The organism is Superficieibacter sp., from assembly GCF_032071645.1.
Lineage (GTDB): Bacteria > Pseudomonadota > Gammaproteobacteria > Enterobacterales > Enterobacteriaceae > Superficieibacter.
This window is the reverse complement of record NZ_DAMAPU010000001.1, coordinates 717,180-730,570: the sequence shown is the minus strand read 5'-3', so window position 1 is coordinate 730,570 and position 13,391 is coordinate 717,180. Positions and strand designations below refer to the sequence as shown.

General features: G+C 55.5%; 11 protein-coding genes. 4 read left to right on the top strand and 7 right to left on the bottom strand.

The window, feature by feature from the left end; all coding sequences use genetic code 11:
- Window positions 1-63: 63 nt before the first annotated feature.
- On the bottom strand, window positions 64-1,656 hold the full coding sequence (gene malX, locus RT197_RS03710) for a maltose/glucose-specific PTS transporter subunit IIBC (protein WP_312947316.1): 1,593 nt from the start codon (window positions 1,654-1,656) through the stop codon (window positions 64-66).
- A 167-nt stretch (window positions 1,657-1,823) separates the two neighbouring features.
- On the opposite strand from malX, the gene RT197_RS03705 reads away from it, so the two are divergent.
- Complete coding sequence (locus RT197_RS03705) at window positions 1,824-2,852, top strand: Mal regulon transcriptional regulator MalI (RefSeq protein ID WP_312947314.1); 1,029 nt, start codon at window positions 1,824-1,826, stop codon at window positions 2,850-2,852.
- A 24-nt stretch (window positions 2,853-2,876) separates the two neighbouring features.
- Here RT197_RS03705 and RT197_RS03700 read toward each other — a convergent pair whose 3' ends face one another.
- Together RT197_RS03700 and manA are read right to left on the bottom strand one after the other, a co-directional pair.
- Complete coding sequence (locus RT197_RS03700) at window positions 2,877-4,502, bottom strand: YdgA family protein (RefSeq protein ID WP_312947313.1); 1,626 nt, start codon at window positions 4,500-4,502, stop codon at window positions 2,877-2,879.
- Window positions 4,503-4,601: 99 nt separating this feature from the next.
- The gene (manA, locus tag RT197_RS03695; RefSeq protein WP_312947311.1) at window positions 4,602-5,780 is read right to left on the bottom strand and encodes a mannose-6-phosphate isomerase; all 1,179 of its coding nucleotides are present in this window, start codon (window positions 5,778-5,780) and stop codon (window positions 4,602-4,604) included.
- A 198-nt stretch (window positions 5,781-5,978) separates the two neighbouring features.
- On the opposite strand from manA, the gene fumA reads away from it, so the two are divergent.
- Together fumA and fumC are read left to right on the top strand one after the other, a co-directional pair.
- Entirely contained in the window at window positions 5,979-7,625 is a 1,647-nt protein-coding gene (gene fumA, locus RT197_RS03690; protein ID WP_312947310.1) for a class I fumarate hydratase FumA, read from the top strand.
- 145 nt (window positions 7,626-7,770) lie between these two features.
- Complete coding sequence (fumC, locus tag RT197_RS03685) at window positions 7,771-9,174, top strand: class II fumarate hydratase (RefSeq protein ID WP_312947308.1); 1,404 nt, start codon at window positions 7,771-7,773, stop codon at window positions 9,172-9,174.
- On the opposite strand, the gene tus is transcribed toward fumC, so the two are convergent.
- The 3 genes from tus to rstA form a co-directional block, all read right to left on the bottom strand.
- On the bottom strand, window positions 9,164-10,096 hold the full coding sequence (tus, locus tag RT197_RS03680; RefSeq protein WP_312947307.1) for a DNA replication terminus site-binding protein: 933 nt from the start codon (window positions 10,094-10,096) through the stop codon (window positions 9,164-9,166). The genes fumC and tus overlap by 11 nt on opposite strands.
- Before the next feature lie 73 nt (window positions 10,097-10,169).
- Complete coding sequence (gene rstB / locus RT197_RS03675) at window positions 10,170-11,471, bottom strand: two-component system sensor histidine kinase RstB (RefSeq protein ID WP_312947305.1); 1,302 nt, start codon at window positions 11,469-11,471, stop codon at window positions 10,170-10,172.
- Window positions 11,472-11,487: 16 nt separating this feature from the next.
- On the bottom strand, window positions 11,488-12,204 hold the full coding sequence (rstA, locus tag RT197_RS03670; protein WP_312947304.1) for a two-component system response regulator RstA: 717 nt from the start codon (window positions 12,202-12,204) through the stop codon (window positions 11,488-11,490).
- A gap of 125 nt (window positions 12,205-12,329) precedes the next feature.
- On the opposite strand from rstA, the gene RT197_RS03665 reads away from it, so the two are divergent.
- Complete coding sequence (locus RT197_RS03665; protein ID WP_312947301.1) at window positions 12,330-12,665, top strand: GlpM family protein; 336 nt, start codon at window positions 12,330-12,332, stop codon at window positions 12,663-12,665.
- Here the strand turns inward: RT197_RS03665 and folM are convergent.
- The gene (gene folM / locus RT197_RS03660) at window positions 12,662-13,381 is read right to left on the bottom strand and encodes a dihydromonapterin reductase (protein WP_312947299.1); all 720 of its coding nucleotides are present in this window, start codon (window positions 13,379-13,381) and stop codon (window positions 12,662-12,664) included. The two genes, RT197_RS03665 and folM, sit on opposite strands and share 4 nt — an antisense overlap.
- Window positions 13,382-13,391: the final 10 nt, after the last annotated feature.

Below are 13,391 nucleotides of genomic sequence, written 5' to 3'. Positions count from 1 at the left end.
CATCCTTATCTTTTTTATCGGAAGCGCATTTTCCCCCTTCTGCAGGAAGGGGGAAAGCCTTGTTTATGCCTGCACGCTGTGCATCAGCGTTGCCATTTCATCTTTCACCGACTGTACCTGCGGGCCAATGACTACCTGCAAATTATGTTGGTTGAGCTGGACCACGCCGATAGCGCGGTTGGCTTTTAATGCCGCGCTGTCTACCTTGCTCATATCGTTTACCGACAGACGCAGGCGGGTAATGCAGTTATCCAGCGAAACGATATTCTCCGCGCCGCCGAGCGCCGCCAGAATCGCAGGCACGTTGTAGCCGGATTTACCGGTCACGCCAGCCACCGCTTTTTCCAGCGGGCTGGTGGTATCGACTTCGCGACCCGGCGTTTTGAGATTAAAGCGGGTGATCGCCAGACGGAAAATAGTGTAGTAAGCCACAAACCAAATTGCTGCCACTACCGGCACCATATACCAGCGCGTTGCCAGACCGTGCAGCATACCGAATACCACAAAATCAATAATATTGCCGTCGGTATTACCGATGGTGACGCCCAGCACCGCCATGAGGGTAAAGCCAAGTCCGGTCAGTAAAGCATGAACAACGTACAGGATCGGCGCGACAAACAGGAACAGGAATTCCAGCGGTTCAGTGGTGCCGCCAACGACACAAGCCACCACGCCGGAAATCAGCAGGCCTTTAATTTTATGACGGTTTTCTGGGCGTGCGCAGTGATACATTGCCAGCGCTGCGCCAGGCAGCCCGCCGAGGAAGGCAGGCATTTTGCCCTGGGACAGGAAGCGGGTCGCACTTTCGGCAAAACCGTGGGTTTCAGAACAGTTCAACTGCGCCTGGAAGATGGTCAGCGCGCCGCTGACGCTGTGACCGCAAACATCCAGTGTCCCGCCCGCTTCGGTAAAGCGGATCAGTGCCACCAGAATATGATGCAGGCCAAAAGGTAACAGCAGACGTTCGCCGGTGCCGAAAATCATCGGGCCAAAATCGCCCGCGCTATTGATGGCATAACCCAGCGCGTTGATGCCCATCGCAAATACCGGCCAGATCAGCGGAATAACCAGCCCGACCAGACCCAGTACCACTGAGGTAATAATCGGCACAAAGCGGGTGCCGCCAAAGAAAGCCAGGGCATCCGGCAGACGAATGGTATGAAAACGCTCGTGCAGCATCCAGACGATAATACCGGCGATCACCGCGCCAAGAATACCGGTGTCGATGGACTGAATGCCGAGGATATTCTGGATATTGTTCGCTTTGAGGACCGCAGCATCAGTGGTCGGCAGAATGCCCTTCATGGTCAGCCAGAAGTTAACGGCCAAATTCATCACCGCATAACCGACAAACCCGGCAAACGCCGCCACGCCTTTATTATCACGCGCCAGCCCCAGCGGGATGGCAACACAAAACATCACCGGTAAATAGCTGAAAGCGAATGAGCCGACTTTGCTCATCCAGCCAAAAATGGCCTGCAAAATGGGCGTATCCAGCCAGGGAAGCAGGGTGGTGACATCATGACTGCTCAGCGAACTGCCAATGCCCATCATTATCCCGCAAAAGGACAGTAACGCCACGGGTAACATAAACGTTTTACCCAACTGCTGGAAGAACTCCCATAACGTGATCTTAGGTGCTGCTTTCGCACTCATACATGGTTCCTTGTCATTGTAGATTCAGAGATTAACGGAGCGGAAAGATAAATCGTTTTACCAAATTTTAGTGCGACTAGTATCACACTTTTAGCTTATGATAGTGTTGCTCATGCGCCATAGTAGATAAAACGTTTTATCTCAGTGTGTAAGGAAACCGTACCTCAATGACAATCGCCAAAAAAATTACAATCAGCGATGTAGCTCAGGCCGCAGGCGTATCGGTCAGTACCGTTTCGCTGGTATTAAGCGGTAAAGGGAGAATTTCGACGGCCACAGGGGAGCGGGTCAATCAGGCGATTGAGCAACTGGGTTTTGTGCGCAATCGGCAGGCCTCTTCGCTGCGCGGCGGGCAGAGCGGGGTGATTGGCCTGATTGTCAGCGACCTCTCCTCATCGTTCTACGCTGAACTGACCACCGGCATCACCAGTGCCCTGGAATCACAGGGTAAAATGGTGTTTCTGACCCAGGGCGGCGGCGATGGCGATCTCATGCTGCGGCGTCTCGATATGCTCATTTCCCAGGGCGTCGACGGGGTTATCATTGCCGGAGCTATTGAGCGCGGTGTGGAGTTTCGCGCGCTGGCAGAGCAATCCAACGTGCCGCTGGTATTTGCGTCCCGCGCCAGCTACCTCGATGATGTCGATCTGATCCGCCCTGACAACATGCAGGCGGCGCAGATGATCACCGAGCATCTTATCCGGCAGGGCCATCAGCGCATCGCCTGGCTGGGCGGCGAAAGCGCCTCCCTGACGCGCGCCGAGCGGGTTGGCGGCTACTGTGCCACCTTGCTGAAATTCGGGTTACCTTTTCACAGCGAATGGGTCGTGGAATGCGGCTCAAGCCAGAAGCAGGCCGCCGAAGCGACAGGCGAACTACTACGCCAGAATCCCACCATCAGCGCGATCCTTTGCTATAACAGCGTGATTGCGATGGGCGCATGGTTTGGCCTGTTGCGTGCCGGTAAACAGAGTGATGAAGGTGGTCTGCAACGCTATTTTGAACAGCAGGTGACGCTGGCGGGATTTGCCGAGGTGCCGGAGCAGGTGCTTGATGATATTCCGATAAGCTGGGTGATCGCTCCAGCCAGAGAAATGGGTAGTCGCCTGGCGGAAAGAATTTTACAGCGGATTGAGAGCAGCAGTACGCCGTTACGCAATCAAATTATGCCGCCCCGACTGGTGATCCAAAAATAGCCCCTCGACGAGGGGCTGAACAGATTACTGTTGCGGAGCAGCCGGAGCAGCCGGATTAACTGGCGTTACCGGTGCCGCCGGGTCTGCCGGGGTAACCGGGACCGCAGGTGCGGCAGGATTTGCCGGGTCAGAAGGGAGCGCCGGGACTGCCGGATTGCCCTGCGGAGCCGGAATGCCTAAATCCGGTACGCCAAACATGCCGACAAAATCTTCCAGCGGCATTTTCTGCCCGTTAAGCGTCACCTGACCGTTGCCGTATTGCAGGCTGGCAGTAATATTATTGTCTTCCATGGTGGTGATGCGGAACATCTGGCCCATTGCCGCGAGGCCTTTCACCTGCTGGCTGGCGAGTTTCGATGCTTCATCATTCTGATAGCCTTCCAGACGCGCAATCTGCGTCATAAGCTCGGTAGCCATATCCGTTGGGATCACCAGTTTGCTGTCCAGCGTTTTCACGCTGCGGTCCACTTCTTCAGCCAGCGTCTGCGCAGGCTGTTGATTCTGCGAAGAATCTTTCAGGAACAGGGAAAGGTTGAAGGTTGATTCGCCTTTACTGTTCTTCCAGCTAAGCGGCGCAACGGTGATCACCGGCTCGCCTTTAAGCAGTAAAGGCAGTGCGCCGAAAAACGCCTCGGCCATTTTTTGCTGGTACAGCGCCGGATCCTGGACAACCTCTGGCTGGGACATCAGCGCCCGGGTTTGCGATTTATACTGCTGGCTAAACTGGTGCCAGGACTGACCGTCAATCTGACCAATTTTCAGCGTCAGTTTGCCGTTACCCATATCCTGATTTTGCAGTTTCAGGCTGTTAAGGGTGTAGTCGAGCTGCGAATCGATCTTTTTACCGTCTTTGCTAAGATCGGATTTCGCATCAAGCGCCATCCCTTCCAGCAGTGCCAGCTCTTTGCCTTCTACGGCAATCGCCAGTTTATCCAGATTCACTTTCTGATTGCCAATGCGCTCATCAAACGAGGTCAGCTTACTGTCGCCTTCCACTTTGAGATTATTGAAGGTCAGGCGCACGCGCTGATTATATTCATTAACCGAATCAATCAGACCGCTTTCCGCATCGCCGGTCAGCGACAAGACTTTGCCCTCTTTGTCGGCACTAAGCTGGAAATCGCCGCCGCTGAAGGCGACTTTCTCGCCTTCTTTATCGTAATTCAGCGCTTTCAGGTCGATATCCGAATGGCTGTCGCCGGAATAGCTGATGCGCGTATTGGCTTCAAAAGGGGATTGCCCTTTGGCAATGTCAAAAACCGGCTTCGCGGCTTCATTATTCGCCAGTGTGGTTTTCACCGAGGCCATCGACGGGATCAGATTGAATTTTTTCAACTGGGCCAGTGGGAAAGGACCATGATCGACGCGTTCATTGAACACCAGGCTTTGACCCGGTTTCAGCCACGGGCTGGGGACACCGTTCGCCGGTTTCACCACCAGATCCAGATGGCTGGTAAACAGGCCGCGCTGGTAGTTCTGGTACGCAACCTCAATGCCCGCTTCCGGGGCGGTCAGCCTGAGCTGTTCATTGGCCTGCTGTACAACCGTAGCAATGTGCTTTTCGAACTGTTTACCGGTATACCAGGCTCCTGCGGTCCAGACCACGCCCAGAGCAACGATAATTCCTGCTGCAACCACTGTTTTTTTCATAATGTTTATCCATAAAAGAAAACGGGCGGAACAACCCGCCCGATAAGATCGCCAGTGTACGTTAAGCTTAGCAATATTTTTTAAAAAGGGTTCAGTAACTTACCCCAGTTTATTGTAGACCCGCGCCAGGCGTCCCGTTCCGCTCACCGCAACCGGGGATTCTGCATTACTGATAAAAGCCGATTCGCCAGGTTTCAGTACCAGTTGCTGCTCATCTTTGCGCAGCACCGCTTCGCCTTCTACGCAAAACAGGATCGCTGCGCTCTGCTGCGCGATGCTGTTCTCCTGATTCGACAAATCGTGCAGGGAGAAAGCAAAGTCATCGACCGGGATCGGGAAATCGAGCGTCTGCCCGTCCTGAATCGGCTGGGTTAACAGTTCCCGCGCCGGTTTTGCCTCGAATTTGACGTTAGCCACCAGTTCCGGGATGTCGATGTATTTCGGCGTCAGACCCGCGCGCAACACGTTATCGGAATTCGCCATCACCTCCAGCGCAACCCCCTGTAAATAAGCGTGCGGCGTCTCGGCGAACAGGAACATCGCTTCGCCGGGATTCAGCTTGACCACGTTCAGCAGCAGCGGCGAGAACAGACCGCTGTCGTCCGGGTAGAATTCAGAGATCAGGCGAATGGTCTGCCACGGTTCGCCTTGCTGAGCGTCGAGCGCAGACTTCAGGATCGCCAGCGCCCGGCTTTTCTCTTCGCCCTCTAAAGCCAGCAGGCTGGCAAACAGATCTTTCAGCCGTTCTGCCCCTGGCTGCTGCAAAAAGTGCGCGATGGCGGTATGCGCGCCCGCGACCGGTTGCAGAAGAGAGACGATTTCAGAAAATTCGCGGAAGGCGTTCATGGCGAGGAAGGGCGTCAGGGCAAAGACCAGTTCCGGTTTATGGTTAGGATCTTTGTAATTACGCTCGGCGGCATCCAGCGGGATCCCGGCTTCGTTTTCTTTAGCAAAACCGATTTCAGACGCTTTTTTGTTCGGGTGAACCTGAACGGAGAGCGGCTGCGCCGCGCACAGCACTTTAAACAGGAAAGGCAACTCGCCAAACCGGCTGGCAACTTTCTCTCCCAAAAGCGTGGCTTTATCCGCGTCAATAACCTCGCGCAGCGCGCGCGCGTTACCTGATTCGTCCTGCACTTTTGAGCTGCTCTTCGGGTGAGCGCCCATCCATAACTCCGCCATCGGCAGGTTATCAGGATTGGCGATACCGTAGAGATCCGTTAACGCAGATTGACTACCCCAGGCATAGTTTTGCACTGAGTTGATGAGTTTTTGCATTATCAAGCCCTGTATTTAATGGAATTAATCGCGGTATTAAACCAATAATCTGACCAGAAGTAACCCTCGCACCTAAAAAGTCGTATTACTCTCAGTTTTTGTTAAAAAAATGTGTAGGATGAGCGGACTCGCTTTGAACAGGGCAAAGGGAAACTCTGCCTCTATACATAACCATATTGAGTCATCAGTGAGAGCAAAATGTCGAACAAACCTTTCGTTTATCAGGATCCTTTTCCTCTGCAAAAGGATGACACTGACTACTACCTTCTGAGCAACCAATACGTTTCCGTTGAGCAATTTTCCGGTCAGGATGTGCTGAAAGTGGACCCGCAGGCGCTGACGTTGCTGGCCCGCCACGCCTTCCATGATGCATCGTTTATGCTGCGTCCGGCGCACCAGCAGCAGGTGGCGGACATCCTGAACGATCCCGACGCCAGCGAAAACGACAAATACGTCGCGCTGCAATTCCTGCGCAACTCTGAAATCGCCGCGAAGGGCATTCTGCCGACCTGTCAGGACACCGGCACCGCGATTATCATGGGTAAAAAAGGCCAGCGCGTCTGGACCGGTGGCGGCGATGAAGCCGCGCTGGCGCGTGGCGTGTATGAAACGTATATCGAAGATAACCTGCGCTATTCGCAAAACGCCGCGCTGGATATGTATACCGAGGTTAATACCGGGACTAACCTTCCGGCGCAAATCGATCTCTACAGCGTAGACGGCGATGAATACAAATTTCTGTGCATCGCCAAAGGCGGCGGCTCGGCAAACAAAACCTATCTCTATCAGGAAACCAAAGCGCTGTTATCGCCGGGCAAGCTGAAAAGCTATCTGGTGGACAAAATGCGCACGCTGGGAACGGCGGCCTGCCCGCCGTACCATATTGCGTTTGTCATCGGCGGCACCTCGGCTGAAGCAACTCTGAAAACCGTCAAGCTGGCGTCGACCAAATATTACGACGGGCTGCCGCATGAGGGGAATGAATACGGTCAGGCCTTCCGTGACGTGCAGCTTGAGCGCGAATTACTGGAAGAAGCGCAGAAGCTGGGCCTCGGTGCGCAGTTCGGCGGTAAATATTTTGCCCATGATATTCGCGTGGTGCGCCTGCCGCGCCACGGCGCATCCTGCCCGGTTGGGATGGGCGTTTCCTGTTCAGCGGATCGCAATATTAAAGGCAAAATCAACCGTCACGGCATCTGGCTGGAGCGACTGGAAAATAATCCCGGCAAATATATCCCACAGGCGCTGCGTCAGGCGGGCGAGGGCGAGGCCATTCAGGTCAACCTCAACCGGCCAATGAACGATATTCTGGCCCAGCTTTCCCAATACCCGGTATCCACCCGACTGTCGCTGAGCGGAACCATTATTGTGGCCCGCGACATCGCCCACGCGAAGCTCAAAGAGCGGCTGGATCGCGGCGAGGATTTGCCGCAGTACGTGAAAGATCACCCGATTTACTATGCGGGACCGGCCAAAACCCCTGAAGGCTATGCTTCCGGCTCTCTTGGCCCGACCACCGCCGGGCGGATGGATTCTTACGTCGATCAGTTGCAGGCCAACGGCGGCAGCATGATCATGCTGGCGAAAGGCAACCGCAGCCAGCAGGTAACGGATGCCTGCGCGAAGCACGGTGGATTCTACCTCGGCAGCATTGGCGGCCCGGCGGCGGTGCTGGCACAAAGCAGCATTAAAAGTCTCGAATGTGTCGAATACCCTGAACTGGGTATGGAAGCGATCTGGAAAATTGAGGTCGAAAACTTCCCGGCGTTTATTCTGGTGGACGACAAAGGTAATGACTTCTTTCAGCAGATTAACAGCGCGCAGTGCGCGCGCTGCGTAAAATAATAAGCGCTGGCCGGGCGGTAACGCTGCCCGGCCTGTTTAAGCGCACGATGTACTACGTGAAGCGCGGAAAATAGCTAATACTTCTTCTTTATTGCCGTTGAGCAATGTCGACACTTCCATCATTTTGTATTCAAAGGAGACAGTCATGACAACGCATCGCAGTGAGAAAGATTCGATGGGGGCAATTGAGGTCCCGGCAGACAAGCTGTGGGGAGCGCAGACTCAACGATCGCTGGAGCATTTTCGGATCTCAACCGAGAAAATGCCGGTCTCGCTGATCCGCGCGCTGGCGCTGACCAAACGCGCCGCCGCTAAAGTCAATCAGGACTTAGGGCTGCTGCCCGCCGAAAAAGCGGATGCCATTATTGCCGCCGCCGATGAAGTGCTGGCCGGAAAGCATCCGCAGGAATTCCCGCTGGCTATCTGGCAGACCGGCTCCGGCACCCAGAGCAATATGAACATGAATGAAGTGCTGGCAAACCGGGCCAGTGAGCTTCTCGGCGGCGTGCGCGGGATGGAGCGTAAAATCCACCCGAATGATGATGTTAACAAAAGCCAGAGCTCAAACGATGTCTTTCCTACCGCCATGCACGTGGCGGCGGTGATCGCGGTACAGGAAGATCTTCTGCCGCAAATCGACGTCCTCAAAACCACGCTGGCGGAAAAATCCGCCGCTTTTAGCGATATCGTTAAAATTGGCCGCACGCATCTTCAGGACGCCACGCCGTTAACACTGGGCCAGGAAATCTCCGGCTGGGTGGCGATGCTGGAGCATAATCTTCGCCATATCCAACAAAGCCTGCCGCACTTAAGCGAACTGGCGCTGGGCGGCACGGCGGTAGGCACCGGGCTGAATACACACCCGGAATATGCGCAGCGGGTAGCGCAGGAGCTGGCAACCCTGACCGGCCAGGCGTTTATCACCGCGCCGAACAAATTTGAAGCGCTGGCAACCTGCGACGCGCTGGTTCATGCCCACGGCGCGCTGAAAGGACTGGCGGCCTCAATGATGAAAATCGCCAATGACGTGCGCTGGCTGGCCTCCGGTCCGCGCTGCGGTATTGGCGAGCTGGCAATCCCGGAAAACGAACCCGGCTCCTCAATTATGCCCGGTAAAGTTAACCCGACCCAGTGCGAAGCCATGACGATGCTGTGCTGTCAGGTGCTGGGTAATGACGTGGCGGTTAACCTTGGCGGCGCATCGGGCAACTTTGAACTGAACGTCTATCGCCCGATGGTGATCCACAATTTCCTCCAGTCGGTGCGCCTGCTGGCTGACGGCATTGACAGCTTTAACGCTCACTGCGCGGTGGGGATCGAGCCAAACCGTGAGCGCATTTCGAAATTGCTTAACGAATCATTAATGCTGGTCACCGCGCTCAATACGCACATTGGTTACGATAAAGCAGCGGAAATTGCCAAAAAAGCGCATAAAGAAGGGCTGACCCTGAAAGAGTCTGCCCTGAAGCTCGGCTATCTGAGCGAAGAGGAGTTTGACCGCTGGGTGCGCCCGGAAGAAATGGTCGGCAGTATGCAGGCTAGTCGTTAGCCACGTACAGGTGCAGTCGTGGGATGATCAGCGTCAGCGATTGCGCCTGCGGCTTATAGCGGTGCTGTACGTTTTCCGCATCATAATCTAACAGCTCGCCAATATCCGGCACGCTAACGCCGCCGGTGCCGGATATCAGCGCAATCATCGGGCTGGGGCAGGCGTGCTGTACCTGCTTTTGCTGCCCGGCATACCAGACGCGGGCAATGGGCTGAACCTTTACCGGACGTTTGATTTTTAACCGCGCCTTTTCCGGCAGCGCGGCGATATCCTGATGTTCCTGCTCAAGCCGCGCCTGCCATTGCTCCCGCGTCCAGGGGGCGACGGCACGCGGCGACTTCAGGCTTTTTTCCAGCTGTTCCAGCACCTCATTGCGGGTCAAATTTTTGATAATGTGCTTATTGGCCCAGCCGAAGCGCAGGGTACTCGGATCGTTCAGCAGGGTGAGGGTGCGATAGGCGTTAAGCGTAATCAGCCCCGGCAGGTAACGATGCACCCATTCAAAGCGCGCCGTCACCGGCAGTGCCGACTCCACGGTGACCATCTGCTCAAAGGCGGCTTTCAGGGTATTAATCTGCGTCACTCGCGCCTGTAACGCTTCCTGCTGCGCCGCCGTTACCTGAAGACAAATCACGCCGGGCAGACGCACCGCCGCCTTACTGCTGCGGGCTTCTGACTGCTGCTGAATAAACAGATGGCTGAAATGCTGCATCGCCTGGGCAAACGCCGCTTTGCCGAGTTGCTGCACCACATGAATACGGTTGAGCGGGGAATGCTCATGCTCTTTCTTCACTTCCGGCAGGGAGAAAACCCTGGCCGCCAGCAGCCGACAGTCTTGCAGATCGGCACGCAGCAGTTGCAATTCCTGCTCCAGCTGGCGAAAAGTGGCGGTTAACCGTTCAACCAAATCATAACGTGCCATGGCTGCCTCTCATTAGTTACAACATACTTGAAGGTTTTTACTTTACGCAAGCTTCAACCGCAGTGCAACTTTTTCAGGCAGGAACGGGAAGGGCGATGTTATGCCACAGCGGCCAGCTAAAACGAAAGCGCGCGCCGCCTGCGGGACTGGTTTCGCAGGTCACGTCCCCGGCCATCGCCTGGGCTACTGAAAAGACGATCGCCAGACCCAGACCGCAGCCGCCGGTGGCGCGGTCGCGGCTGGGATCGAGGCGTACAAACGGCTCGAAGATGCGCTGCCGCTCGTGTTCAGCAATGCCGCAGCCGTCATCATCGACGATCAGACAGGCGCGACTGCCGTTTAACGCCAGGCTAACGACAATCTGCCGCTGGCTGTAGCGCAGCGCATTGTTGATCAGATTGTCCACCACCCGCTCCATCAGGCGGATATCCACCGCGCCATAGTCGCCGGGCGTCATCGCGCCTGCCACGATGTGCCGCTGCGGATGGACGGACTGAACGTCCTCTACATGCGCGCTAATCCACGCCGGAAGGTCGGGGGTGGTTAAGGTCAGGGCCGTTTGCGGGCGGTCGAGGCGGGCATAGGTCAGCAGTTCTTCGATCAGCGCTTCGAGCTGTTCAATATCGCGATTCAGCGCCAGAGATTCCGCCTCCGTCAGACCTTCGCTCATCTCCAGCCGGTAACGCAGGCGGACCAGCGGCGTGCGCAGCTCGTGAGCGATACCGTCGATCAGCTGCTTTTTGCTGGCAATCAGCGCATTGATATTATCCGCCATCTGATTAAAGGCCACGCCGAGGCGCTCAAAACTCGACATGCTATCAAAATGGATGCGTTCATTAAGATGTCCTTCACCGAACCGCTGGGCGGCGGATTCCAGGCGCAGCATATCCTGCCAGTGTGGGCGCATCCAGATGAAGACCGGAAAAGCCAGAGAGATACCGATGAACGCCATCAGCGCGATATCCAGCATCCGCATCTGATGCATAAAATAGAGATAGGGGATTGGCCCCACTGCCAGAACGTAATGACTGCGCGGGATACGCTGGACGAAGGTGTACTGATCGTCGAGCGCGACAATATCTCCGGCTCGCAGATGCTGCATGTCGCCGGGCGCGAGGGCGAATTTATTCAGCGGCTCAATACGCAAATCGAAGGACAAATTAAGATCCAGCCGCTTGAGCGTTTTACCCCATTCATGCGGAGGGATTTCGCGCAGTTCGCTGCGCATCAAATAGAGCGAGCTTTTCATCAGGTCGTCCAGCGACTGACGCCCGGCGCGCTCAGCGGTAAATTTATACACCAGCCCGACCAGCATGGTCATCACCAGAAAGCAGACAAACAGCAGCAGGTAAAACTGCACAAACAGCTTTTTCATCGCTTCACCCGAACGGTCAGTTTTCCCATGCGTGCGGCGCGAATAAATAGCCTTTGTTACGCACGGTCTTAATACGGTACGGCTCGGTGGCGCTATCCTGCAACTTTTTGCGCAGACGGGAAATGGCCACGTCAACGCTGCGATCCATACCGTCGTAGCTGACACCGCGTAAATTTTTCAGCAGCGCATCGCGATCCATAATTTGCCCGGCGTGGGTTGCCAGCTCCCACAGCAGATCAAAATCGGCGGTGGACAGGGCGATGTCCTCGCGGCCCAATAAGACCTGGCGATTCACCGGGTCTATGGATAACGTGCCAAAGCGAATCGCTTTATGCGGCGTCAGGCCAGAGGTTGCCGGGGCTGCGGATGTGCTGACATGCTGACGAAGATGTAAACGCAGCCGCGCCAGCAGGACGGCGGGCGGCGTGGTTTTGAGGATGTAATCGCTGGCACCCATTTCGAGGGAAAGAATATGATTCATGTCGCTGTCGAGAGACGTCAGCAGCACGATCGGCCCCTGCCACTGGCTGCGTAAATCCCGGCAAATGGTCATTCCGTCCTTGCCCGGCAACATAATATCCAGCAGCACCAGATCCGGCGCTTCCTGAAGTACCCGTTCTTCGGCGCGGTCGCCGCGCGCTTCGACAATCACGTCCATATCATGCTTGCCCAGATAAGCGGCGATCAGTGCGCCAACGTCCGGGTCGTCTTCAACAAAAACAATCTTATTCATATCATGAATGCCGGGGGAAAACGCCAACATACACCGACCGGGCAAAAGCTTCCATTAATCATTCATAAACAGAATGAGTTCCGCTATGCTGCGTTAATGGTTATTTAACGGTTAAAGGCAAAGGAATGGGGCTGGTATTGAAAGCAACGCTGGGCGCGCTGGTGGTGCTCCTGATCGGGCTGTTATCAAAAAGCAAAAACTATTATATCGCCGGACTGATCCCGTTATTTCCGACCTTCGCGCTGATTGCTCATTATATTGTCGCCAGCGAGCGCGGCACGGAGGCACTGCGCACAACGATTGTGTTCGGCATGTGGTCGATTATCCCGTATTTCCTTTATTTGCTCTCGCTGTGGTATTTCACCGCTTTTCTGCGCCTTCCGCTGGCGCTCGGCGGTGCGGTTGTCTGCTGGAGCCTGAGCGCCTGGCTGCTGATCCTCGTCTGGAGCCGCTTTCACTAACGCAGCGGGCGTCCGCCATCGACGCCAAAGCTGCGCCCGGTGACATAGCAACTGGTCAGCAAATAATTCACTAAATCAATGATTTCTTTCTCGCCGGGCGCGATCTTCATCAGCGATTTATTCAGCGCGTGCTGACGGTAGTCGGGATCGTCATTTTCACTGAACAGGATCAGCGACGGCGCGATAGCATTGACTTTCACTTCCGGGGCCAGCTTACGGGCGAACGAACGGGTCAAATTATCCAGCGCCGCTTTGCTGGCGGCGTAGGCGATGTGCTTATCGCTGCCGCGCTCCACCACATAATCGGTAAAATGGATAATATCGCTGGCGGCATGGCCCCGTCCGCGCAACAGCCCTTCCAGCGCATGATTAAGCAGGTAGGGCGCGTGAACATGGACGTGCAGCATGGTGGAGAGAACGTCGGTCAGCGGGACATCCGGTTTTTCCGCAAGCCAGGTGCTGGCATTGTGGATCACCGCCCGCAGCGTGTCGGTGCGTTTTTTGACTTCCTCAGCAAAAGCCAGAATTCCTTCATCGTGGCAAAAATTGGCCTCGATACAGGTCGCACCCGCTTTTTCCAGACCGTCAATAGCGGAATAACGGGTGCGGTAGCTGACAATCACCGGCTGGTGATGATTGAGAAAATGGTGGGCAAGGGCGAGGCCGATACGGCGACCTCCCCCGGTAATTAAAATCGGGCGCGGCTGACTTCCCATCGTTATCTCC

Excerpts from the sequence above, each read along its gene's own strand:
- malX (WP_312947316.1), bottom strand. The coding sequence starts at position 1,656 with ATGAGTGCGAAAGCAGCACCTAAGATCACGTTATGGGAGTTCTTCCAG.
- RT197_RS03705 (WP_312947314.1), top strand. The coding sequence starts at position 1,824 with ATGACAATCGCCAAAAAAATTACAATCAGCGATGTAGCTCAGGCCGCA.
- RT197_RS03700 (WP_312947313.1), bottom strand. The coding sequence starts at position 4,502 with ATGAAAAAAACAGTGGTTGCAGCAGGAATTATCGTTGCTCTGGGCGTG.
- manA (WP_312947311.1), bottom strand. The coding sequence starts at position 5,780 with ATGCAAAAACTCATCAACTCAGTGCAAAACTATGCCTGGGGTAGTCAA.
- fumA (WP_312947310.1), top strand. The coding sequence starts at position 5,979 with ATGTCGAACAAACCTTTCGTTTATCAGGATCCTTTTCCTCTGCAAAAG.
- fumC (WP_312947308.1), top strand. The coding sequence starts at position 7,771 with ATGACAACGCATCGCAGTGAGAAAGATTCGATGGGGGCAATTGAGGTC.
- tus (WP_312947307.1), bottom strand. The coding sequence starts at position 10,096 with ATGGCACGTTATGATTTGGTTGAACGGTTAACCGCCACTTTTCGCCAG.
- rstB (WP_312947305.1), bottom strand. The coding sequence starts at position 11,471 with ATGAAAAAGCTGTTTGTGCAGTTTTACCTGCTGCTGTTTGTCTGCTTT.
- rstA (WP_312947304.1), bottom strand. The coding sequence starts at position 12,204 with ATGAATAAGATTGTTTTTGTTGAAGACGACCCGGACGTTGGCGCACTG.
- RT197_RS03665 (WP_312947301.1), top strand. The coding sequence starts at position 12,330 with ATGGGGCTGGTATTGAAAGCAACGCTGGGCGCGCTGGTGGTGCTCCTG.
- folM (WP_312947299.1), bottom strand. The coding sequence starts at position 13,381 with ATGGGAAGTCAGCCGCGCCCGATTTTAATTACCGGGGGAGGTCGCCGT.